At 55.6% G+C, this 22,081-nt stretch carries 22 protein-coding genes; 1 reads left to right on the top strand and 21 read right to left on the bottom strand.

The genetic code is table 11. The annotated features are described in order from the left end of the window. Window positions 1-277: 277 nt before the first annotated feature. The 9 genes from RB620_RS11745 to RB620_RS11705 form a co-directional block, all read right to left on the bottom strand. The gene (locus RB620_RS11745) at window positions 278-1,414 is read right to left on the bottom strand and encodes a glycoside hydrolase family 88 protein (RefSeq protein ID WP_308094512.1); all 1,137 of its coding nucleotides are present in this window, start codon (window positions 1,412-1,414) and stop codon (window positions 278-280) included. A 151-nt stretch (window positions 1,415-1,565) separates the two neighbouring features. Next, complete coding sequence (locus RB620_RS11740) at window positions 1,566-2,159, bottom strand: TetR family transcriptional regulator (RefSeq protein ID WP_308094510.1); 594 nt, start codon at window positions 2,157-2,159, stop codon at window positions 1,566-1,568. A 28-nt stretch (window positions 2,160-2,187) separates the two neighbouring features. Further along, window positions 2,188-3,354 (bottom strand): YhgE/Pip domain-containing protein, encoded by a 1,167-nt coding sequence (locus tag RB620_RS11735; RefSeq protein ID WP_308094508.1) that lies wholly within the window; start codon window positions 3,352-3,354, stop codon window positions 2,188-2,190. Between the two features lie 137 nt (window positions 3,355-3,491). After that, window positions 3,492-4,298 carry a twin-arginine translocase subunit TatC gene (tatC, locus tag RB620_RS11730; protein WP_308094507.1) on the bottom strand — a complete coding sequence of 269 codons (807 nt, stop codon included), beginning with the start codon at window positions 4,296-4,298 and terminating at the stop codon, window positions 3,492-3,494. 58 nt (window positions 4,299-4,356) lie between these two features. Further along, window positions 4,357-4,590 carry a twin-arginine translocase TatA/TatE family subunit gene (gene tatA, locus RB620_RS11725; protein ID WP_308094506.1) on the bottom strand — a complete coding sequence of 78 codons (234 nt, stop codon included), beginning with the start codon at window positions 4,588-4,590 and terminating at the stop codon, window positions 4,357-4,359. A gap of 84 nt (window positions 4,591-4,674) precedes the next feature. Then, on the bottom strand, window positions 4,675-5,733 hold the full coding sequence (locus RB620_RS11720; protein ID WP_308094505.1) for a molybdopterin-binding protein: 1,059 nt from the start codon (window positions 5,731-5,733) through the stop codon (window positions 4,675-4,677). After that, window positions 5,730-6,224 carry a MogA/MoaB family molybdenum cofactor biosynthesis protein gene (locus tag RB620_RS11715; RefSeq protein WP_308094504.1) on the bottom strand — a complete coding sequence of 165 codons (495 nt, stop codon included), beginning with the start codon at window positions 6,222-6,224 and terminating at the stop codon, window positions 5,730-5,732. The genes RB620_RS11720 and RB620_RS11715 overlap by 4 nt, the downstream gene beginning before the upstream one ends. A gap of 38 nt (window positions 6,225-6,262) precedes the next feature. Beyond that, complete coding sequence (moaC, locus tag RB620_RS11710) at window positions 6,263-6,739, bottom strand: cyclic pyranopterin monophosphate synthase MoaC (RefSeq protein ID WP_308094503.1); 477 nt, start codon at window positions 6,737-6,739, stop codon at window positions 6,263-6,265. 16 nt (window positions 6,740-6,755) lie between these two features. Beyond that, window positions 6,756-7,385 (bottom strand): 5-formyltetrahydrofolate cyclo-ligase, encoded by a 630-nt coding sequence (locus RB620_RS11705; RefSeq protein WP_308094502.1) that lies wholly within the window; start codon window positions 7,383-7,385, stop codon window positions 6,756-6,758. A gap of 155 nt (window positions 7,386-7,540) precedes the next feature. Between RB620_RS11705 and RB620_RS11700 the strand changes: the two genes are divergently transcribed. After that, window positions 7,541-9,478, top strand: coding sequence for an ABC-F family ATP-binding cassette domain-containing protein (locus RB620_RS11700; RefSeq protein ID WP_308094501.1), 1,938 nt, complete (start codon window positions 7,541-7,543; stop codon window positions 9,476-9,478). A gap of 99 nt (window positions 9,479-9,577) precedes the next feature. Here RB620_RS11700 and RB620_RS11695 read toward each other — a convergent pair whose 3' ends face one another. The 12 genes from RB620_RS11695 to thiL form a co-directional block, all read right to left on the bottom strand. Then, window positions 9,578-10,234, bottom strand: a complete 657-nt coding sequence (locus RB620_RS11695; RefSeq protein ID WP_308094499.1) for a response regulator transcription factor — start codon at window positions 10,232-10,234, stop codon at window positions 9,578-9,580. Further along, window positions 10,212-12,608 carry an ATP-binding protein gene (locus RB620_RS11690; protein ID WP_308094497.1) on the bottom strand — a complete coding sequence of 799 codons (2,397 nt, stop codon included), beginning with the start codon at window positions 12,606-12,608 and terminating at the stop codon, window positions 10,212-10,214. Before RB620_RS11690 ends, RB620_RS11695 begins: the two co-directional genes overlap by 23 nt. Window positions 12,609-12,645: 37 nt before the next feature. After that, window positions 12,646-12,816, bottom strand: a complete 171-nt coding sequence (gene comX, locus RB620_RS11685) for a competence pheromone ComX (RefSeq protein WP_308094495.1) — start codon at window positions 12,814-12,816, stop codon at window positions 12,646-12,648. Between the two features lie 99 nt (window positions 12,817-12,915). Then, window positions 12,916-13,917 carry a polyprenyl synthetase family protein gene (locus tag RB620_RS11680; protein WP_308094493.1) on the bottom strand — a complete coding sequence of 334 codons (1,002 nt, stop codon included), beginning with the start codon at window positions 13,915-13,917 and terminating at the stop codon, window positions 12,916-12,918. A 42-nt stretch (window positions 13,918-13,959) separates the two neighbouring features. Continuing rightward, the gene (locus tag RB620_RS11675; RefSeq protein ID WP_308094492.1) at window positions 13,960-14,127 is read right to left on the bottom strand and encodes a hypothetical protein; all 168 of its coding nucleotides are present in this window, start codon (window positions 14,125-14,127) and stop codon (window positions 13,960-13,962) included. Beyond that, the gene (locus RB620_RS11670) at window positions 14,117-14,860 is read right to left on the bottom strand and encodes an ABC transporter ATP-binding protein (RefSeq protein WP_308094490.1); all 744 of its coding nucleotides are present in this window, start codon (window positions 14,858-14,860) and stop codon (window positions 14,117-14,119) included. The genes RB620_RS11675 and RB620_RS11670 overlap by 11 nt, the downstream gene beginning before the upstream one ends. A 449-nt stretch (window positions 14,861-15,309) precedes the next feature. Continuing rightward, entirely contained in the window at window positions 15,310-16,872 is a 1,563-nt protein-coding gene (locus tag RB620_RS11665; RefSeq protein WP_308094488.1) for a 2-isopropylmalate synthase, read from the bottom strand. 1,089 nt (window positions 16,873-17,961) lie between these two features. Further along, entirely contained in the window at window positions 17,962-18,999 is a 1,038-nt protein-coding gene (gene tsaD / locus RB620_RS11660) for a tRNA (adenosine(37)-N6)-threonylcarbamoyltransferase complex transferase subunit TsaD (RefSeq protein ID WP_308094486.1), read from the bottom strand. Between the two features lie 26 nt (window positions 19,000-19,025). Continuing rightward, window positions 19,026-19,520 carry a ribosomal protein S18-alanine N-acetyltransferase gene (gene rimI / locus RB620_RS11655; protein WP_308094485.1) on the bottom strand — a complete coding sequence of 165 codons (495 nt, stop codon included), beginning with the start codon at window positions 19,518-19,520 and terminating at the stop codon, window positions 19,026-19,028. A gap of 2 nt (window positions 19,521-19,522) precedes the next feature. Further along, entirely contained in the window at window positions 19,523-20,380 is an 858-nt protein-coding gene (tsaB, locus tag RB620_RS11650; protein WP_308094483.1) for a tRNA (adenosine(37)-N6)-threonylcarbamoyltransferase complex dimerization subunit type 1 TsaB, read from the bottom strand. Window positions 20,381-20,392: 12 nt separating this feature from the next. Further along, a complete protein-coding gene (gene tsaE, locus RB620_RS11645; RefSeq protein ID WP_308094481.1) occupies window positions 20,393-20,866 on the bottom strand; it encodes a tRNA (adenosine(37)-N6)-threonylcarbamoyltransferase complex ATPase subunit type 1 TsaE in 474 nt (157 codons plus the stop codon). Between the two features lie 13 nt (window positions 20,867-20,879). After that, on the bottom strand, window positions 20,880-21,935 hold the full coding sequence (gene thiL / locus RB620_RS11640; protein WP_308094480.1) for a thiamine-phosphate kinase: 1,056 nt from the start codon (window positions 21,933-21,935) through the stop codon (window positions 20,880-20,882). Window positions 21,936-22,081: the final 146 nt, after the last annotated feature.

Here is a 22,081-nt window from a genome sequence, read left to right as displayed (position 1 = left end):
GACGTCTGAACAAGCAGGTCCATCTCCCTTTGCCATGCTTCCAATGGGGATTTGTCGTAAACTGATTTTTACGTTTTCTAAACGTTTAAATTTTTTATCTGATTCTTTTATAGCATACACAAACCCATCAATGCAAGCGCTTTTTTTACCACATCAGAAATGATAAGTTTCCGCGTCCAGGATATCCGAACGCAAGAAAGCCGTCCTTCTCCGCGCGGGATCAAAGGACGGCCTTAGCCTTTCGTTCGTACGCACATCACATCGGGCAGTCGGGCTTCTACCAGAACAATTCGCCGTGCTCCAGCAGCCGAGAGATGCCTTCTGCGAAAAAGTAGTCGCCGTAGATAAGCGGCACGTCAATGTTTCGGCCTTCAGGGAAGTGGCTGGTGCCGTGCAAGATCAGCCCTTCTTCGTCATCGCGATCCCATGCTCCGTAGTTTGTGTACAGCGAATACAGCATCGCCTCTCCCTCCTTGCGATACAGCTCGGACTCCGTCTCGCCTACCAGCTCCGAGAGGAGCAGCAGGCCGCAGGCGGCGCAGGCGCCCGCCGACGAGTCGCGGTGCTTCGGCACCTCCGGCGGCAGGCGGAAGTCCCAATGCGGCACGCGGTCCTCGGGCAGGTTCGCGAGGAAAAAATGCGCGACCTTCTTCGCGGCATCGAGATAACGGATTTCGCCGGTATGCTTATAGCTTAACGCCATGCCGTAAATCGCCCAGGCAGTCCCTCTCGACCATGCGGAATCGGGGGCGTAGCCTTGTCCGCCGTTCACGCCGAGCTTCTCCCCGCTCGCGGAGTCGAAGATGACGATATGGTTGACGGAACCATCGTCACGGATGAAATGGCTAAGCACCGTATCCGCATGCTCCATCGCCAAATGGTTGTAGCGCGGATCGCCTGATGTTGCGCTGGCCCAATATAGAAGCGCCAAATTCATGGCGCAGTCGATGATCGCCCATCCCGAATTATCTTCTCCAGCTCGCCAAGGGTTCCACGCGCGTATATACTTGCCTTTCACGTTGAACCGTCCGCTGAGCAGGTTTGCCGCCAGCAAAGCCCGTCTTCTGGATTCATCTTCGCCGAGCAGCTTATAGCGGGCAACGCTGGTCAACTGCCACATGAAACCGAGATCATGGTCGAGCCGGTCGAAGCCTGCGATGACCGCGTCCAGCTGCTTCTCGCAGCTTTCCGCGTACGCTTTTAACCGCTCGTCCTTCGTATCCCGATAGACCAGCCACAGCAGCCCCGGCCAGAAGCCAGCCGTCCACCAATGCGCCGGCTCCAGCACGTATTCGCCGTTCACGCTGGCGTGCGGGAATCCGTCCCCGATCCGTTCGCTCGTGCGTTTCACCTTCCGTACAATCTTCTCCCACGCTTCATGCTCCCAGCCTGCCGGTTGCTTCGTTTTTTCCATTCGTGTCACCTCGATCGGATTGTATGAGTTGCACCACTATCGCTAATATAGTCAGTGTAGCCTCGCGCTCCTCCGGGCGGATAACATTTTTTTGACCTTTGCTAACATTATTTTTACTTTCGCATACTGGGCTATTCGCTGCTAATCACTGCTATTCGCCTTGGTAATGCAAGCCATGAAGGATAAAGTCGGTCAAATCTTGCGTCATCGTTTCCAAGTCAGGTTTCCCTTCTTCCAACATAACGGACCAATACTCCTGATCGCGATGGAAAAGAAGCGTGCCGACGACCGACATAAACGCGGTATCAAGCGACCCGAACCGGAAGATGCCTTGTTCGCGGCCATCGCTCATCCACTTGCGCAGCTGCTTCCACATCGGCATGACATGTTCCCTGATCTTCTGGATGCGCGGCGTATTCATGATGATCTCTTGCTGGATTATGCTAATCAGTTGCGGATCCGATTGCCGGTACGCGGTTACTTCCCGTATAATCAGCTTCACGCCGATCAGCGGATCCATGTCCGGATCGATCGACCTTACTTCGTTGTTCGGGAAATACGATTCGAACAACGCGCCGAATAAATTTTCCTTGCCGCCGAAGTGGTAGGAGACAAGCGCGACATTGGCTCCCGCTTCCTCGCATATTTGGCGAATGGACGTCCCCTCGTAGCCATGCTGCGCGAACAGCTTCTTGGACGCCCCGAGAATTCGCATTTTGATATCTGTTTCGCCCTCTGCCGCCATGTCCCTAGCCAGCTCCTTAATAATTGGTTTATTTCTGATTCTGGCTCGCGATCGAAACCTGCGGCTGACGAATCGCTTTCGTCTTCAACAGCACGGCCGCCGCGCTAACCACGATCGCGATCGCGCCGATCGAGAGCAATGCCGTTACGTCTCCGCCGACCCCTGGACCGCCGAACAAAATATTCATGTTCCCATCTACCGCGTACGTTGCGGGCAGCAGCTTGCTCAGACCCGTGTAGAAGTCCGATAGCAGCTCGCGCGGCACCATCGCGCCAGAGGATACAAGCTGAACCGATAATAACATAATATTGAAAAGCATGCCCGCCATGCCGAACAAATATAGGAACATCTGCGAGACGAACATAAACGTTAACAGGAACAAGAATTGGAAGCCCCATAGTTGCAGGAAACCTTGCTCGATCTGTCCGCCAAGCGCGGCTAGCAATGAAGCTCCTACCAAGGATACCGCCGCCGCGGAGACGATGTTAATCAAGCTTCTCGCGCCGAACCTGCCCCAGCGGCTCGTCGCTGCGCCGATTGCCATGGACGATTGCTCGATGTTCATCCCCATGATCATCGCGCCTACGTACGAAGCCAGCACCATCATCATCGGCACCATCTGGTTATTCATGCCTTGCACGGCGTTCACCGATTGGATATCCGAAACGACCCGCTCCGATAAGCCGCTTGAAGCCGCGGCCGCTTGCTCTCCCGGAAGCTTCAGGCCGACCAGCGTCTGCTGGATGCCCATCGCGACGGCTTGTTTGTTCACCTCGGCTGTAATCGTCTCCGCCGCGCCGCTCATCATGCTCTTGATCAATGCCGGATTCGACTCGTTGATCAAATAGCCGATTTTCGCCTGCGCTTCCGGCGTTGCCGCCTGCTGAGCGAATTCGGCTGGAATATGAACGACCATCTGCAGCTCGCGATCGTCAAGCTGCCTCTTCGCCTCTTCCAGTGAGCTTGGTTGTACGATCTCGAATGGCAGCTTCTCCGCCAGATTCGCCGAGATTGTTGCTCCCATCCCCGTTGCATCCTCGTTCACGACCGCGATTCTCAATTGGTCGACGCGGTCCGTTACGCCTTCGTATCCCGTCATCCAGATGACGGAGAAAATAATTTGGAACATAAATGCCGTAATAATGCCAACCCAAGTCGTTGGTCTCTTCATAAACGCCTTCAGTGCCGTATTCATCTCTCATCCACTCCATTCTCTATTTAAACAATCGTTTAAAACAACTGTTTAAATTATGCCCCGATTGTTTCGGTTTGTCAACAAAAAAAAACCTGGCGCAAAAAGCGTCAGGCCTAGCATGTTACCCGAGTTGACGACTAACCCGCCGCCGTCTCTTCTTCTTCCCACTTCGCGTCCGCATCCTGCTGCTTCCGGAATACGAGGCCCGATAAAAATACGCTGAACTCGTATAGCAAGACGAGAGGGATAATGACAAGCACGTCCGAAATAAAATCCGGCGGCGTAATCGTGATTCCTATGACCGCCATGATGAAGTAAGCAAGCCGTCGCATCTTGCGCAACCGCTTCGGATTTACGAGCCGAATCGCCGTCAGGAACATAATGACGAGCGGCAGCTCGAACAGCAGCGAAATCGGAATCAAGATGCTGAACATAAACGTAAAGTATTGGATGATCCCATACGTCTCTTCCAAATTCAAATGCTCCGACACTGTACGCGTGAAGTTGAACGCTAGCGGAAACACTACAAAATACGAAAACGCGAGGCCCGCCAAAAACATGATGAGCGCGAACGGCACGTAGATGAGCGTAGAGCGCTGTTCGATCGGCCTCAGCGCGGGTTTGACGAATGCCCATAGCTGGTACGCGGTGAAAGGCAGCGTAATGACGAGCGCAATGACGAGCGCGATCTTCATGTACATGCCAATGCCGTCCCATAACGAGAACGTATGCAGCGTCATCGTATTGGCCGGCTCCAAACTCATCAAATAATTGTAGAGCGGCTCGGCCGCCGTTATGCCTAACACAAGTCCGAGCGTTAATACGATTAAAATATAAATAAGGCGTTTCCGAAGCTCGCCCAGATGCTCTAGCAGCGGCATCAGCCCTTCTTCACGAAGCAAGCCTTTGCCGCCTTGTTCCATTTCCTTACCGCCGGCTTCCATCGCTGTATCCTACTCCCCTTTCGTCGCCTTCGCGCGAACAAGAAAAAAGCGGGCCCGATTATTCCGGAAGCCGCTTGTTTGTTTTCTCGATATCGGTTGCCGCGCTTACTTCGATTCTGCTTCTGTCTTTGTCCTTCGCGTCGTCGTGGTCCATAATCTCGCGCGCTCCCGATTTGAATTCGCGAAGCGTCTTGCCGAATGCCCGGCCCAGCTCGGGGAGCTTGTTCGGTCCAAACAGCAGCAATGCGATAAGTACCAGCAAAATAATGCCTGTCGCTCCAATTCCGCTCATTATCCAACCTCCTTGTTCTCCATGGGAATGTGTGTAGCTTTCCGTTCCGATCCTTCGTTCCCGCGGCCTCGGACATGGTCGCTCTCAGCGACCGAGCAATCCGCCGTATCCGAGCTCGATTATATCTTCTCTCTTAATGGTATCTCCCGCCAGAATACGCGGCAGCAGTACGTCAAAGGAGGTATAGGGGTCATGCATCACGCAGCCTGGAAGACCCAGAATCGGTATTCCGTTTATGTAGCCCATGAGCAGCATGGATCCCGGAAGCATCGGCGTCCCGTAGCTTACGATATCCGCTCCGGCAGCTCTTATGGCACCCGGCGTCCGATCATCCGGATCAACGGACATGCCGCCTGTCACGAGTATCATATCATACCCTTGGCTGAGCATAAAGTGTATTTCATTGACAATAAATTGTCGATTATCCGGGGCAAAACGTTGCTCCGCAACCTCCGAACCAAGCGCGTTCAGCTTCGCCGCGACGGCAGGGCCGAATTTGTCTACGATGCGGCCTTGGTAGACTTCGCTTCCCGTCGTGAGCAATCCCGCCTTCAGCTTGCGGAAGGGCCGTACGCTAAGCGGTGCCGCACCGCCGTGCCGAAGCCTGTATTGCCGCGCGAGCCGTTCGACCTCCGCAACTTTGTCCTTCGGTACGACGAGCGGGATGGCTCTAGTCGCGGCAATAGGACTGCCCGCCTGCACGACGGCATGCTGCTTGACCGTGGCAAGCGCAATCTCGCCCAGCATGTTGACGGCATCCACGATCTCCTTATCGATCTGAGCGAGTCCGAGAATGGGAGACTTCAAACTCACCTTGCCCTCATGCGGTTCCGTAAGGTTCAGCCCGTCGTCGGCAAGGGCGCGGGCCATCGTGTTCGCCGCATCGTCCTCATGCAGCTCGCCTTCGCCGAGCTCGAGAATATAGATATGCTCCTTGCCGATATCGAGCAAGCTCGGGATGTCGGCTTCGGCAATGAGATGCCCTTTTTTGAACAGGCGTCCCTTGAATTGCCCGGGAATAATCTGCGTCAAGTCGTGTGCAAGCCTGAGTCCGACCGCATCGTGCACGGACACTTCCTTCAGCACCGTCGAGCCGTGGCGAATGACTTCCGGCTCCAGACCGTCTTCGTACCGTTCCGTCATCCGTTGTGCTCTCCTAGCTGGCCCGAAAGGATGCCCAGCGCATGTGGCAGCTGATCCATGATCGCCATCAGGCTTTCATGAACGCCTTTGGGACTTCCGGGAAGGTTCACGATAAGCGAGCTTCCGCGAATGCCGCATACGCCGCGCGACAACATCGCTCTTCTCGTCTTCTGTAGCGCGCCGATCCGCATCGCTTCCGCGAGGCCTGGCACTTCCCGGTCAATCACCTTAAGCGTCGCTTCCGGCGTAATGTCGCGCGGGGCGAGCCCCGTTCCCCCGGTCGTCAGTACGAGATCGGCTTGAAAATACTCCGTCATTTCGATTAATGCGGCCATAATCTCGTCCTGCTCGTCCGGTACGATCCGATAATCGACGATGACGCCTCCGAGCTCCTCTTCCACCAATTCGCGAATGACTTGCGCGCTCGTGTCCTCTCTCTCACCGCGCGAGCCTTTGTCGCTAGCCGTTAATAACGCAACCTTCCACTGCATATCCCATTCCTCCCATCCCGAATGTCTCGCGCCCCAGCCTACTCTTCGGCTCTTGTATAGTCGCCGCTTTTGCCGCCTGTTTTCACCATGAGCTGCGTAGGCCCGATGACCATATCCTTCTGCAGCGCCTTGCACATGTCGTATACGGTAAGCGCGGCAGCGGATACCGCGGTCAGCGCCTCCATCTCCACGCCCGTCTTGCCCGTGGTCTTCACTGTTGCTTCTATGTATAGCTCGTCCGTTCCATTGTCGGCGAACACGATATTAATGCCTGTCAGCGGCAGCGGATGGCACATCGGAATCCAGTCCGACGTTTTCTTCGCGGCCATGATACCGGCGACCTGCGCGACTGCGAGAACATCGCCTTTGCCGATTCGGCCCGCTTTGATCTGCTCCAAGGTCGCAGGCAGCATCCGCACGTCGGTCCGCGCCGTCGCCGTGCGGGTCGTGACATCCTTCTCCGAGATGTCTACCATTCGCGCCCTGCCTTGTTCGTTGAAATGGGTAAGCTCCATCCTAGCGACTCTCCCTTCATGAATATGATGTCGTTCCACTCCAATAGATCGTCTGCTCCGTGACGACGCCGTCGAGACGAAGATCATGGCTTTCGCCCGGCACATGGTCCTGAAGCTGCGCTTCGAACGAAACGCCGAGCCAAATCGTTTCCTTCCCGCTCTCCCGGGCCAATATCGACATGCGCTCCGAGAACAGGTCGTAATAACCGCCTCCGTAGCCCAACCTGCCACCGACTTTATCGAAAGCAAGACCCGGCACCATGACGATATCCGGTACGCTGTCGGAAGGAAGCTGCTCCGCCAGCGCCGGATCCGGCTCCATGATGCCATAGGCGCCTGGCCTAAGCTGCTCGAAGCTCTTCAGCTCATGCAGCGTCATCCCTCTGTCCGCGAACGTGCAGCGCGGCACGATGACCCGAACGTCCTTCCGCCAGCACCATTCGATCAATTCGCTGAGGTCAAGCTCGCTGCGAAACGAAACATAGGCCATGATCGTTCGCGCGGAAGTCCGTTCGGCCAAGGTCGCCGCATGGCGACAGACTTCGCGGGACCATTGCTTGCGTTTCGATGCGTCGAGCGCATTCCGTGCCGCCGCATAAACGGATCGTAGCTCCCCCTTGTCCCGCTCTGCGTATCGCGAATCCATCGTTCAATCCTCTTTCCCGTCCAATGACTGAACTAACCTTACCTTGTAGTGTACCATTGTTATACAACTTTCGCCAATGGAAGCGGCACTTTGTGGTAAACTAGAAATTGATGCACGCAGCGATCCGCTGCGACTATTGGAGTGGAGGGTCAGAAATGCTTTTGCAAGTGTCTAATATATCCAAACATTACGGAGTCACCGCCGTATTATCCAATATTTCCATGCAGGTGCAGGAACGCGACCGGATCGGCCTCGTAGGCGTAAACGGCGCGGGCAAATCCACCTTGCTCAAAATCATAGCCGGCGAAATGTCCGCGGACGCCGGAGACATTCATAAAGCCAAAGAAACGAAGCTGGGGTATCTCGCTCAGAACAGCGGCTTACAATCGGATCGTTCGATCATCGAGGAGATGCGGGCCGTCTTCGCCCATTTGATCGAGGCCGAGGAGGAGCTTCGCCAGCTTGAACAACGAATCGCCGATCCGAGGCTTCATGACGACCAGAAACGATATGAGGAGACGCTTGAGCGTTATTCCCGGCAATCCGATTGGTTCCGGGAGCAAGGCGGCTTCGAAATCAATACGCGCATCAACAGCGTACTTCATGGCATGGGCTTCGGCCACTTCGACCTGGAGACGGTCATCTCGACCTTGAGCGGCGGGCAGAAAACGCGCCTCGCTTTGGCCCGCATTCTGCTGCAAGCGCCTGACCTGCTTATGCTCGACGAGCCGACCAACTACTTGGACATCGAGACGTTAACTTGGCTGGAATCGTACCTGCGCGGTTACGCGGGCGCGATCGTCGTCGTATCCCATGACCGGTACTTCCTGGATGCGCTCGCGAATACGATCGTCGAGATCGAGCGGCATGTCGCAACCCGCTATACGGGCAACTACTCGCGATATCTGGAGCTCAAAGCCGCCGAATACGAAACGGACTTAAAACATTACGAGAAGCAGCAGCACGAAATCGAAAAGATGGAGCAGTTCATTCAGCGCAACATCGTCCGCGCTTCGACGACCAAACGCGCGCAAAGCCGCCGCAAGGCGCTCGATAAGATGGAACGGCTCGACAAGCCGCTCGGGGATTTGAAGAAAGCCCACTTTACGTTCGAGATCGAACGGATGTCGGGGAAAGACGTGCTGAATGTGGACAATCTGTCGATCACGTTCACCGGCAAACCTAGCCCTTTATTCCGCAACATCAGCTTTGGGCTGACGCGCGGCGAGACGGTAGCGCTCATCGGACCGAACGGGATCGGGAAGTCGACGCTGCTGAAGGCGCTCATGGGACAGCTTGAACCCGCAACCGGCACCATACAATTCGGCACGCATGTCAAAATTGGGTACTACGATCAAGAGCATACACGATTGAACGGGCAAAACACGGTGCTCGAAGAAGTTTGGAGCGAATACGCCCATATGGAGGAAGCCAGAATACGAACGGTGCTCGGCAACTTCCTGTTCAGCGGCGAAGACGTGCTGAAGCGGATTTCTTCCCTGAGCGGCGGCGAGAAGGCGAGAGTATCCTTAGCGAAGCTGATGCTGGCGCAAGCCAATCTCCTGATTCTCGACGAACCGACGAACCATTTGGACTTGTTCAGCAAAGAAGTGCTTGAAGCAGCGCTGATGGATTACGAAGGGACGTTATTGTTTATCTCCCACGACCGTTATTTCTTGAACAAAATGGCGGAGCGAATCGTCGAGCTTCAGCCTGACGGCATCCGACATTTCCTAGGAAATTATGACGACATGCTGGAGAAGAAACGCGAATTCGAAGAAGCGAAGCAAGAGTCGCTCGCGCTGCAAGCAGCGACGCAACGCAAATCCAGTGCGACATCGGAAGCCCCTGTAGCAAGCTTCTACGAAGCCGAGAAACAAGCCAAACGCGAGGAGCGCAGCAAACAACGTAAGCTGGAGCAGCTGGAAGCCCAGATTGCCGAGCTGGAGGGTCAAATCGCCGAACTCGAGGAGCAATTGACCGATCCTACCATCTTTAACGACTACGTTCGAATTCAAGATATCCAGTCCAACATCGATGAACGAAAACAAACCTTATCCGAAGCCTATGAGCAATGGGAGCAGCTAATGTAGCCGCAAGTACACGGGGCTGCCGTTCCGATGATGATCCATCAACGGAACGGCAGCCCTGTTTCTCTAATTCCTTTTTCCGCTAGAGGACGGCGTTATCTATTAGTACATTTCCATGCTGATTAATCCTAGCCGCTTCGCTTCCCGTATTGCCTCGGAACGCGATCTGACGTTCAGCTTCTCGAAAATTCGCGTTAGTTGATATTCCACGTTGCGCTGGCTAACATGCAGGTTGGCTGCCAGTTCCTTGTTGCTGACGCCCGCGGCCACCTCGGACAGAATCGCCATTTCTTTCTCGTTGATCGACACGTCCTCAATAGATAACTCCGATCGGGAGACGGTCACCTCGTTCCGGCGAAGCTGCTTGAGCAGCATGATCGGAATAACCGCTTCTCCGCGCATCGCGCAACGAATGGAATGATGGAGCTGATCGCGAGATGCGGTTTTCGATATAAATCCCGACACGCCGGATTCGACAAGCAGATTGAAGTGTGACCCGATTTCGTAGCCGGAGTAAATAATGATTTTGCGTTCCGGGTCGAGCTGGAGCAGTCTCTTCGTTAATTCGAGACCGCTGATGCCCGGCATATTCAGATCGCACAGGATCAAATCGAATGGCTCCGCGCCCATCTGCACCTTGTTCAGCGCCTCAAGCGCCGAGTGGGCAACGGTCACTTTCATCTCGCTGTCCTGCTCGATCATCGTTTTGGTTCCTTCGCCGACCGACGGATGATCGTCAACTAATAAGATATGAATCACCCGTTACCCCCCTTTCGGTTCTTCCGCCGCTCATCATGATCGGCATAAGAATCGTGACCTCGAGGCCCTTGCCGCGTTCCGAATAGAACGAAATTTCGCCCTCCAGACTCGCTACGCGTTCCTTAATGCCCGACAATCCCATATGCTCGAACGATTCGACCATGTTGTTCACGTCCATGCCGATGCCGTCGTCCTGATAGCGGAAGTAAAGCATGCCTTTGCGCAGCTCGAGCTCCAGCGTTACGCCCTTGGCTCCCGCGTGTTTGTCCGCGTTACGCAGCAGTTCCTGCACGATTCGGTAGATGGCCGTAATTTGTTCTTCATTCAACGGATCCTTAATCGGCTTCGACCGGAATTTCACCTCGAAGTTCACGCGCATCTGTGTATGTTCGATAATCGATTCCACCGCTTCGACGACGCCCATTTCCTTCAAGAGAGGCGGCCGTAGTTCATTGCAGGTTTCCCTGATTTGGTGAATGACGTCGAGCAGTCCTTCCTTGATATCCTCCAGCTCGCTTCCGAGCTTGTCCGAAATGGGATGATCCATGATGACGCTCTCCAGCTTGCGATACCAGAGAAGCTGGTCTTGCAGCGCCGAATCGTGGAGATCCGCCGCAAGCTTCCGCCGCTCGTTTTCCGACAGGAGGAACAACATCCTAAGCACCCATGGCGACGTCGTTTGTTCCTTGCGCACCTCGGATTCCAAATCTTCGATCAATCCTTCGATTAAATACAAGTTCTCGAATACGATGCTTGAATAGTTCGCCATCGTTTTCAGCCACCGGATTTCGTCGGAGTTAAAACGCGTATGGTTCGTTTTCTGCCCGATCCACAGCACATGATACCGCGAACGTTGTTTGCCGATGACGAGTCCCAAGCCGAACGGAAGGTCGATGAGATCCCCGAGCTTAAACGTGTTGACGATGCCGAGCAGGAAATCCGCCGTGACCCTCTCTTCATGCTGGTCGCTCATCGGGAACACCGCCTGCTCCGCTTGATCCACGATGAGGAAGGTGATTCGGCCAACGGGCAGCAGATCGTTGATTTCGCTCTTCAGCACGGATTCCAGATCCGCTTGTTTCATGACCCGGGCTACGTTGCGCGAGAAACGATCCAAGCTGTCCTGATAGCTGTACATCGCCTTGAACAAGCGCGGCCGGAAGCGCTGGTCGATCTGCTCCTTGGCGTACAAAAATAACGTCATGCCTACGTATATGACCGCGAACGATCCGATGAATTCGGACCATATCCCGCCGTCGCGATCCTGCTTCGCCAGCGTGACCGCCCCGGCCAACAACAATGAGGGGATCAGCGACAGGGCCGTATAATATTTGAAGCGCGTCAATATAAAATCAATGTCGAACAGTTGATTGGAAGTCGACAGGTAGAAATAGACGACCGGCAAAATAAACAGGAACAAAGCCGTGAACGCCGGAGGGAGCACCTGATCGTTCCCGAACAGCTGCGGCAGCAAATTCAATGTCGCGAATGGCGTGAACGCCACGAGATGGGAGGTCAACGTGATCGTAAAGAGCGAATGCAACTTGGTGAACCTATGCTTCGTAAACTTTAGGACCAGCTTAAACGCGCAGACCAAATTGCCTATTAAGACGATCGCGCTGTAGGCGAATCTGATATAGACGAACGTTTCGCTACTGAACAAATCCGTCCAAATATAGATTAGGCTGCTCGCGCTAACGACGCCTACGATCCCGAATAGCACGCCAAGCGTGCGTTTGCTGATGAAGCTGGCGTCGAATCTCTTGAGATAAATATTCATGAAGCTCATATACAATAATGAAATGGTAGGCAAAACAACATAGATGATGGACAATCCCACCGGATCCCTCAGAATGGACGCCGCCGAGCTGTAGTAGCTGATTCCTATGGACGTGAAGAACAGGATCAGCATAATCGCAGCGGGATCGTTCTTGCGTTTTACGTAGAGAAACGCGGAGAACGCGGAAAAGACAAACAACGAAATCCCCGGAACGTATAGCTGCAGAAGCAATTCAATCGCCGTATGTTCGCCGGACCAAGCTTTGGCGAACGTAATCAGCTCCGTGGATCCGCCCCGCCTCATGACGAGAATATCATCCGCTTCTTCTATCGAGTCGTATTTCGAAAGGTTGGGAAATTGTCCGGCGGGCTTGCCGTTAATCTCGACGATCTGGTCTCCGACCTGCAAGCCTTTCATCTTGGCCTGACCCGCGGGAGCCGTGGAAACGACAAAAAAACCGGCATTATTCTGGGGGACGACGTAAGCCCCGATCGAAGGAACGCGAATAATGACGGCGGTCAAGTATACGATTAGCGATGCGAAAAGGCATAGGAAGAGGAATGCCGTCAGCCGTTTAATAGGAGTGGATTTCATGCAGGCCTCTTCCTTTCGATCCGTTCATGCGTTTAATCTAGTTCCAGCCGTATCCGTAATAGCTGGTTTGGCTGTCCTTTTCTTTCAATTCGCCAAGCAGAGCTCTCTGTTCCTCCATCGAAACGCCTGCCAATTGAACTTGTCCACCCATAACCATCTTCATGTTCTCCGCGCTGCTTGCCAATTGACGAATCATTTCTTTCAACATCCCGAACTCCTCCGCTTCTCCTATTAATAAAGTCGAAATATAGTACATTTATACTATATCAAACATCGAATAGTAGGCAAACGCAAAATTGATTGGTATTTACCGAAGCAGCTCTTGCGTGGTTGCGTCCCTTTCCCGCTCCCGATCGGACGGAGATTCTCCGTTTAACATTCGCAAAAGCAGGTCCTTCCAGCTTTCTTCGACTGGCATGGCGGCCAGCAGATCGAGAAATCGATTGTAGTGCATACGGCCCATGACCGTTCCGTATAACAGCGCGCCCGTGCGTTCCAGCGCTTCGCGGAACAACGCCTGCCTCTCCCGAACGTCTTCCATTCCTAAACGGCCTTCGTAAAAATCGACGATCCAGGCATCCGATTCCGCCGCGCCTTCCAACAAATAGAGAAGGGCCAAACTCGGTTTTCGCTGCAAGAAATCGCTTTTGTCATCCCAGCGAACCAAATCCCGGATATCGTTCTTCATCTGGGAGGCGAGCCCGAGCGCTTCGGCGTAAGCCGCCACGTCTTCCCTCCACTCGCGGCCGGCGGCCATGACCCCCGCGTTGCAAGCCAAAACAAATAACGAAGCGGATTTCCGGCTAACCATCTCCAAGTAGGCAGCCTCGTCCTTCGCTTCGCCAGCGATATCCATCATTTGGCCATCGGCCGACATCAGAAGCTGGTTGTTCATCATGGTGGCCAACTCGCCTCTCTGCCTCATATCCGTCACGCATTCCAGCAGCGCTTGCTGCGCAAGCGTCAGCAACGAAGTCGCGGCATGCAGCGCCTCGGGCAGGGGGACGTTCATCCAAGGTTTGGACGGCGCATCCTGGTCTTCCAGATCATCCAGGATATCGGATGCCAAAATAATCAGTTCCATGCCGGCAGCAGCTTGATAAGGATGGCCCGAATCCCCGCCGCACATGTGAAAATGGACAAACGTGAGCGCCCCGAAGATCATTCGCTCGCCAAGCTTGTCCTCCACGAAACGAAGCGCAAGGCCGCACAGCCGGTTCGATTGAAACCGGTGACGCACCAGCGCTTTCATCTCTTCCGCTATTCGTTCGTTCAGGTTGTCCCAGTCCTGCATATTCGCCGCGCCCATATGTATTCCCCCGATGTTGAAGACAGTGCCATCACTAGTATACTACGATTGCGTCAATGTGGCATCCGCCTTCTTCTTGTTATCAGTTCCCCCCTCGCTTCTTCGTGATAAGAGAAGTGCGATCATCTCCATCCTCATCTCCACCAGACTCTTGCGCTCGCTGGACGGATCTTGTACGCGCTTGCCTTGATCAATCGGTTTAAACTTCAACGCCCCCCCTGCTGCCAACCGCGTACTCCATGTACACGGCCTCCATCGTAAGCCCGCCGTGCGGAAGCTCATCGATCAGCGTCATTGGACTGTTGCATACGACAAGATTGCCATCCTTCATCACGCCAACCCGGTCGCAGCAATATTGGATTTCCGTCATATCATGCGAAATGATGACGATCGTCTTGCCCTGCAGCCGAAGCGCGGCAAGGATCGACCAATATTCCCGCTTCGCCTGGCTGTCCAGCCCTGTCGTCGGTTCATCCAGATAGACGATGGCCGGATCGTTGATAACCGCGATGGCTAACGTTGTTCGCTGTCTTAAGCCGCCCGATAGATGCTTGACGATCTTATCGGCATACGTCGTAAGGCCGAACTGCTTCAGGATAACGTCGATGTCGACCTTCCTCTTGTAAAAGCCCTGGAACATCTCCAATGCTTCACGGACCGTCATCTTGTCCACCAATGTAGTCGTTTGCATAAAAAAGTTGACATGCTCCTTCAGCTTCTCGGCCTCAGACAGCATATCGAAGCCAAGTACGTTAACGGAACCTCCGTCCGGCATCCGCTGCCCCGAAAGGAGCTCAAGCAATGTCGTCTTGCCCGATCCGCTTTTTCCAATAATTCCGAACAACTCGCCTTGCCCCACCTGAAAGGATACTTGCTTAATCGCATGATTAGCGCCGAAGTACTTGCTGACTTGATTCACCTGGATTACGGCTCCCTTATCCATTCGGGTTACCTCCGCATATATGACGTTAATGCTAAGATAGCGCATTGGACGGGTCATTTCACCGAAAAAATGATTAGTATTTAACGCAAATCGGATTGCGCCCGGACGTTATCCGCCATCGTCATGAACTTACTCACAGTTTTATCCACAACCGTGAATAAATTGTTAGTTAATTCTGTCGACATTTTTCGCGCAGTCCTCCGCAATTCCTAGGGGTTTAGGGATTAATACCCGATGAAAGCTCGGATCCTGTCCGCACTATCCACGTTATGCACATTATCCACAGATCAATTGTGAAAAAGATATCCCCGTTTGCCCCACAACGCAGAGAGGGCGCAAACCCAAGGTTTACGCCCTCTTTACATGTTTATCCACATTATTGTGCGTGGATGTGGATAAAATTGTTCACATCGCGTTCTTTTTACTCAAAATGAAGAATCGATATGCGTCTAGTTTGCCGTTTGCTGTCGTTGGTCCGGCTTCCGAACGGCATTCGCGCTCATCAATGCTTGATTGCATGCAGAAACGTATGCTTGCGCCGCCGCCAGAATGATATCCTTGTGAACAGAGCTGCCCCGGAACCTTTCTCCGTTATAAACTACGCTGACCGCCGCTTCGCCGAAAGCGTCTTCCCCGGTCGATAAGGAATGCAGCTCCAAATCTTCGAATTCGGCCGCCGCCGGAATCGCTTGCTGGATCGCCAAGATAACCGCCTCCAAGGGACCGGCGCCCATGGCCATATAACTTTTCTCCGAACCTTGCCCGTTCTCGCGCACGGTTACCGTTGCCGTTCTTGCCCGCTGCATTCCCGCATGCACCAGCAGATCGACCAGGACGTAAGGATCCGGCTGCGTCTTCGTCATATCTCCCGCGATGCGGATCAGCTCGTTGTCGGTGACGATCTTCTGTCCGTCCGCTACCTCTTTGAATCGCGTATAGATGGCCTTGAACTGCTCATCGTTAGGCTCGATTCCGAAATCCGAGAGACGGTGTTTGATCGCGTGGCTGCCCGAATGTTTGCCGAGCACGATCATGCTCCGGGAGATGCCCATCGCCTCGGGGTCCATGATCTCGTAGGTGTTCCGATTTTTGAGCAATCCATCTTGGTGGATGCCCGACTCGTGCTGAAACGCGTTCCGGCCGACGATCGGCTTGTTGTACGCGATCGGGAAGTTCATCGTCCGGCTGACGATCCGCGAAGTTTCATAAATTTCGCCGATCCGGATATTCGTCTCCGCCTTCAGGTGATCGCGGCGTGTCTCGATGGCCATAACCAGCTCCTCCAGCGAGCAATTGCCGGCTCTCTCGCCGATGCCGTTCACCGTCACCTCGATCTGAGTCGCGCCGCCTTGGATCGCGGCAAGGCTGTTCGCAACCGCCATGCCCAGGTCGTTATGGCAATGCGCGCTGTACCGCACCGATTCGCCGCCTCTTGCTTCCTTGCGCACAGCTCTGAACAATTCGATCATCTCGTCCGGCATCGCGTAACCAAGCGTATCCGGCAGATTGATGATCGTAGCCCCTTCCTCGATCACCGCTTCGACCAGCTGTATGACGAAGTCGCGTCCCGATCTCGTCGAATCCATCGCGGAAAACTCGATTTCGTCGACGAACTGCTTGCCGTAAGCAACCATGTCGCGGGCGATGCGGATCACTTCTTCGCGCGACTTGCGCAGTTGGTGGCTCAGATGAATATCCGACGAGGATATGAAGAGATGCAGCCTGCGGCGGGCCGCGTCTGCCGTCGCCCGCACCGCCGCGTCGATATCTCCTTTGACCGCCCTGGCGAAGCCGGCGATCTCCACTTGCTGCAGCTCGCGGGAAATTTGCTGCACGGCAGCGAATTCGCCCGCGCTGGACACCGCGAAGCCGGGTTCGATCACGTCGATGCCAAGCTTGGCAAGCTGGCGCGCGATGATGATTTTTCGCTCAGGCGCGATCGAAGCGCCCGGCGATTGTTCGCCGTCTCTCAAAGTCGTATCGAAAATTTGAATTTTTTTATTGTTTTCCATTTTAGGTTCCTCCTAAGTATCGTCGTTTGGGATTCTTCCGCTTGCATCATCACCGAAAAGCAACAAAAAAAGCTTGCCGTCTCTGATTAAGAGACGACAAGCTTACGCTTATGCCGTGGTACCACTCCAATTGGCCGCAGCCGAATGAATTCGGCGCATGCCCGCTTAAGGCCCGTTGACGGAGGCTAAACCGTAACGCAGTACTTCCGAGCGATTTGAGCGGCCTGATGCTAGTAATGACCGTCGACTTTAGCCAGCCGGCCTGCCTGCCCTCTATATCGTTCCATGTTCCCGCGTTCCGCTCACAGGCGAGATTCGATCAACGGCTTCGACTGCGTCGCACCTTCCCGCAGCTCTCTTGGTCGCGTCATGAAACCTTCTCATGGCGTTTGTTTGCCAGCCTTTGCTCTACTTGCTCCTGTTCCCAGCGTTTGTGACTATGCGATTATGTTCCTCTTCAAACCAATTCAACCAAGGTGAAACGGCTAGCGCAGTCCCTTGGCGGCGCAGCGCGTTTCATTCCGAGAAATAGAAGCTCAGTATAGAGAAAACTTATACTTTCTTATATTTCATGATGTAACGGCCGTCGCCGTCCATCGGAGGCAAGAGCCGCCGTTTCGCGGTGAATTCCAAGTACGGACAAGGTGTCAAACTTATCCGATCTCGGAATAATAAAAAGCCTGTCGCCTCTATGCAAGAGACGACAGGCTATAATGACCCGCGCGGTACCACCCTTGTTGACACCCTACGCCGATACGAACGACGGAATGCCCACCTTAATCATAATTGCAGCTCCGGATGCTGCGATTATGTACCCCGTTACGGAGGTCAGCCGTAGCCAAGTAATCTGTCCGGCCCAAATCGTATCGACTCGTCGTTCGCCGTGACAAACTTCCAAGGCTCCGCTCCCAGGCGAGCTTCAAGCGATCCTTCGGCTGCGTTGCACCTGCCCGCAGCTCTCTGAGCACTCAAGCTTATTACGTCTTGAGGCGACCCGGAGTCCCTTTACTGTTCCTGTTCATTGCGTTTGCGATTATGCGGTTTGAAGTATTGGTGCTTATTATAAGCGATCCGAAATTATCTGTCAATTCATTGTTTGGGGAATTGTTCCAAAGGCTCGTCCACCGACCATTCCTCCAGCGACAAGCCGGGATCGGCTTTCAGCTCCAGGTCGGAATAACACTCCCGCTTTAGCTTCAAATGCGCGGCAGCTCCGATCATGGCGGCATTGTCCGTGCAGAGCTTGCCCGGCGGGATGAGAAGCGGCAGTGCTTCTTCCTCGCAGCGAGCCTCGAGCGCCGCGCGCAAGCCGCTGTTCGCCGCTACGCCGCCGCATAACAGAAGCTGCTTGACGCCATGCGCCTTGGCGGCGCGCAGCGACTTCGTCACGAGCACGTCGATGACCGATTCCTGGAATCCGCGCGCGAGCGCCGCTTCGTCCAGCTCCAATCCTTTCATGCGGGTCTGGTTAATAACGGCCAGTACGGCCGACTTCAGCCCGCTGAAGCTGAAGTCGTAGCTGTCCGCTTCCAGCCATGCGCGGGGCAGAACGGTCGCCGTCGCTGCCTCGGCCGCCAGTCGGTCGATATGCGGGCCGCCCGGGTAAGGCAGCTTGAGCGCCCGGGCCACCTTGTCGTACGCTTCGCCTACCGCGTCGTCCCTCGTTCTGCCGATGACGCGGAAGCTGCCTTCTCGCTCCAGCAGAACGAGCTCGGTATGCCCGCCGGACACGACGAGCGCCAAGCACGGGTATTCGAGATCGTGGACAAGCTCGTTCGCATAGATATGGCCGGCGATATGATGCGTGCCGATGAGCGGGACGTCCAGCGCCAACGACAGGCTCTTCGCCGCTACGATGCCGACCAGCAATGCGCCGACCAAGCCCGGTCCTTGCGTCACCGCGATCGCGGACATGTCCTTTAGCTCGTACCCGGAATCCCGTACCGCCTGTTCCATGATCAGCGTAATTGTCTCGACGTGTTTGCGCGAAGCGATCTCCGGCACGACGCCGCCGAACCGTTCGTGAACGTCAATCTGGCTGCTGACCACGTTGGACAATATTTGTTTGCCGCCCTTGACGACCGCAACGGAAGTCTCGTCACAGCTTGTTTCCACTGCGAGAATCAACGATTCTCCAAATCCGCTTGATGTGCTCAGGTTCGTTCCCCTCCCGTTCTAAGCCGATCGGCATCCAGCTCCGCCCACATAATAAGCGCATCTTCGTCATTATCCGAGTAATAACGCGGCCGTACCCCGGATGGCTGGAAGCCGTGCTTTCGGTAGAGCCGCTGGGCATGTTCGTTGGAGACGCGCACCTCCAAGGTCATGCGCGCCGCGCCGTAGAACACCGCGGTCCGCTGAAGCTGTCCCAGCAGCCTATTCCCAAGGCCGATCCCTCTTACATCGGACCGTATGGCGATGTTCGTCACATGCGCTTCGTCCATAATTATCCACATGCCGCCGTAACCGATCAGCTCGCCGCCGTATTCCATGACGACGTATCTGGCAAACATGTTGTTCTTCAACTCGTTCACGAAAGCTTCTTCCGTCCACGGGCTGCTGAAAGCTTCCTGCTCGATGGCCAGAATCGCGGGGATGTCAGACTCGGCCATCGCCCGGTACGCCAGCATATCTTTGTTCACGGCCATCCTTATGTCTCACCTGCCTGCTTCGCCTTCAGCTTTACTTCCGCCTCCGTCAATTGCGTGTAGTTCGGGATGAACGTATGGACGTCATCCGATTCGCCTGCAGAGAGCCGCTTCAGGCCGAGCTCCGCGAGGAACCTGCCCTCCATGACGTATGGCATGAGACGGACATCCGCGCCAAGCGACCCTCCGAGAGCAGCCAGCCGCTCGGCGGATTGCTCATGCAAAGACAAGTCGCCGACTAGCCAGATGACGGGCGCCGCTCCGCCGAGACGTCCGGCTTCCGCCCCGATCCGCTCCGCGATGGATTCCACCCATTGATCCATTAAGCGCACGCCGTCTTCCGCGAACCGAGTCCAGTCCTCCAACGCCGCGCCATCGGCACGGCAAACGAAACCCGCGCTATACACCTGCCCGCGGCGCGCGTCCATGATCGGTAGCACCCAATGCTCCCGTTCCCGTCCCCATTCCTGTCTTGCAAAAGCTTCTTCTCCGGCCATTAGCACCCGTTCGGCGCCTCGATGCCAAGCTCCGAAGCCGATCGCCTCCAAGCTGGAGACGCCGACGAGCGGCTTGCGCCAGCACCAAGCGAGCGTCTTCGCGGCCGTAACGGCAATCCGCATGCCCGTGTACGATCCGGGTCCGTTCCCGACGATGATGGCGGCAAGCTCATCCGGAGCGACGCCCGCTTCCGACATCATTGCCTTCACATGCGAGATGACGTGTACGGAATGGTTCCGCTCCGCAAGCGATTGAACCTCGCTTAATGTCACTCCGCCGCGCAGGACGGCGGCTGCCATCGCCGCAGTCGACGTATCCAGAGCGATTACCGGGCCGCTCTCCCCCCATGTTGCCGTGTTCATTCCTAGACGCCCCTATCTGAATCCATTCTCTATCCATGCCGCGTACGGCTCCCCCGAGCCGCTCAGCCGGAATCGCCTTGCTTCTCCGCCAAGATGCTCGATAAATACGGCAAGATGCTTGGGCGGCAGCAACTCTTCGATTAAGCTGGCCCATTCCACGATCGTTACGCCGGAGCCGTAGAAATATTCGTCCAGCCCGAGCTCGTCGGCTTCTTCCATCGACAACCGGTATACATCCATATGATAAAAGGGCAGCGCTTCCCCTTCGTATTCCTTGATAATCGTGAAGGTCGGACTGTTTACGACGCCACGCACGCCGATCGCCGCGGCGAATGCTTGGGAGAAGGCCGTTTTGCCCGCGCCAAGATCGCCATCCAGCGCGATAACCGTGCCCGGTCCCGCCAAGCCCGCCAGCCTGTCCGCGAGCGCCTCCGTATCCTTCAAGCTGCTTGCAACCCATTCGGCTTTCACTTTGCTAGGTTCCATTCCATCCACCCGTTCATTCACCAAAATGATTATATCCCCGCTTCGCGATGCTTGTCCTATTCTCTCCCGCTCCGGAATTCCACTCTCGCGCGAGCTCGACGCCAGGCGGTCCTTCCTCCGTCTCGCCGATAACGAAAAACGGCAGTCCCTCCTCGCGGAACGCTTGCCTCGCAGCTTCCGCCTTCCCGGCGTCGATCGTTCCGAGCAGGACGTAATCCTCGCCCCCGTAGAGCATCCACTCCAGCGGATCGATGCCGGCGTCGCGGGCATAATCGCTCATGCTCCCGCTCTTCGGCAGCAGCCGCTCGCGAAGCACGAGCCGGAGCCTCGACGCTTCCGCGAGCTCCCATGCTTCGCTGGCAAGGCCGTCGCTCACGTCGTTGAGACTGCTGCAGCCGCCCGTTAGCAGCAGCCTGCCTGCCTGCACGGAAGGTGCGGGGCGGCGATGCGCCGCGACCAGCGCCTCGCGATAACGGCGCTCCGCCTCGTGCGCCGCCTTCCCGCCAGCCTCGGCCAGCAGCAGGTGCAGCCCGGCCGCCGACAGCCCGACGGCGCCGGTCAAGAACACGGCTTCCCCGGGCTTCGCGCCGGATCGCCGCAGCTCGCGTCCCGCTTCGACGGTTCCCGTCAGCGTGACGGACACGACAAGGCGCTCCGGCGACGACGTCGTATCGCCGCCGATTACTGCAACCCCGTAGCGCTCGGCGCACTCGTACAGCCCGTCGTAGATCCTTCGCATCCGCTCCGGTCCGTACGACTTCGGCACGCTGACCGAGACGAGCGCATGCAACGGCACGCCGCCCATCGCGGCGATATCGCTGATGTTGGCGGCGAGAGCCTTATAGCCGACATCTTCGTCCCTCATCGTCGCATCGCTGAAGTGGACGGTCTCCACCATCGTGTCGACCGCCAGCAGCAGACGCTTGCCGCCGTCGATCCCGTCGAGCGCGGCCGCAAGATCGACGGCGGCCGCGTCGTCGCCTATGCCAAGCGCGACGCCTCGTTGCCGCTGCCAATCCGCCGATTGCCGGTGCGATGTCCAATGCGATATGCTTGCGAATTCATCCAAAGCGGAAATCTCCTTCTACACCTATATCTCCCCATTTTACCCTAAACATCGCTAGATTCAAAGTTAACCGAAGCAAAAACAAACCTTCTCCGACTCCCGCAATGCCGGAAGAAGAGGAAGGTTTGATTGGATGGCGCCGCGAGGCG

Source organism: Paenibacillus sp. LHD-117 (genome assembly GCF_030929555.1).
Lineage (GTDB): Bacteria > Bacillota > Bacilli > Paenibacillales > Paenibacillaceae > Pristimantibacillus.
The sequence above is the reverse complement of the archived record's forward strand: the minus strand, read 5'-3'. Positions and strand labels throughout refer to the sequence as shown.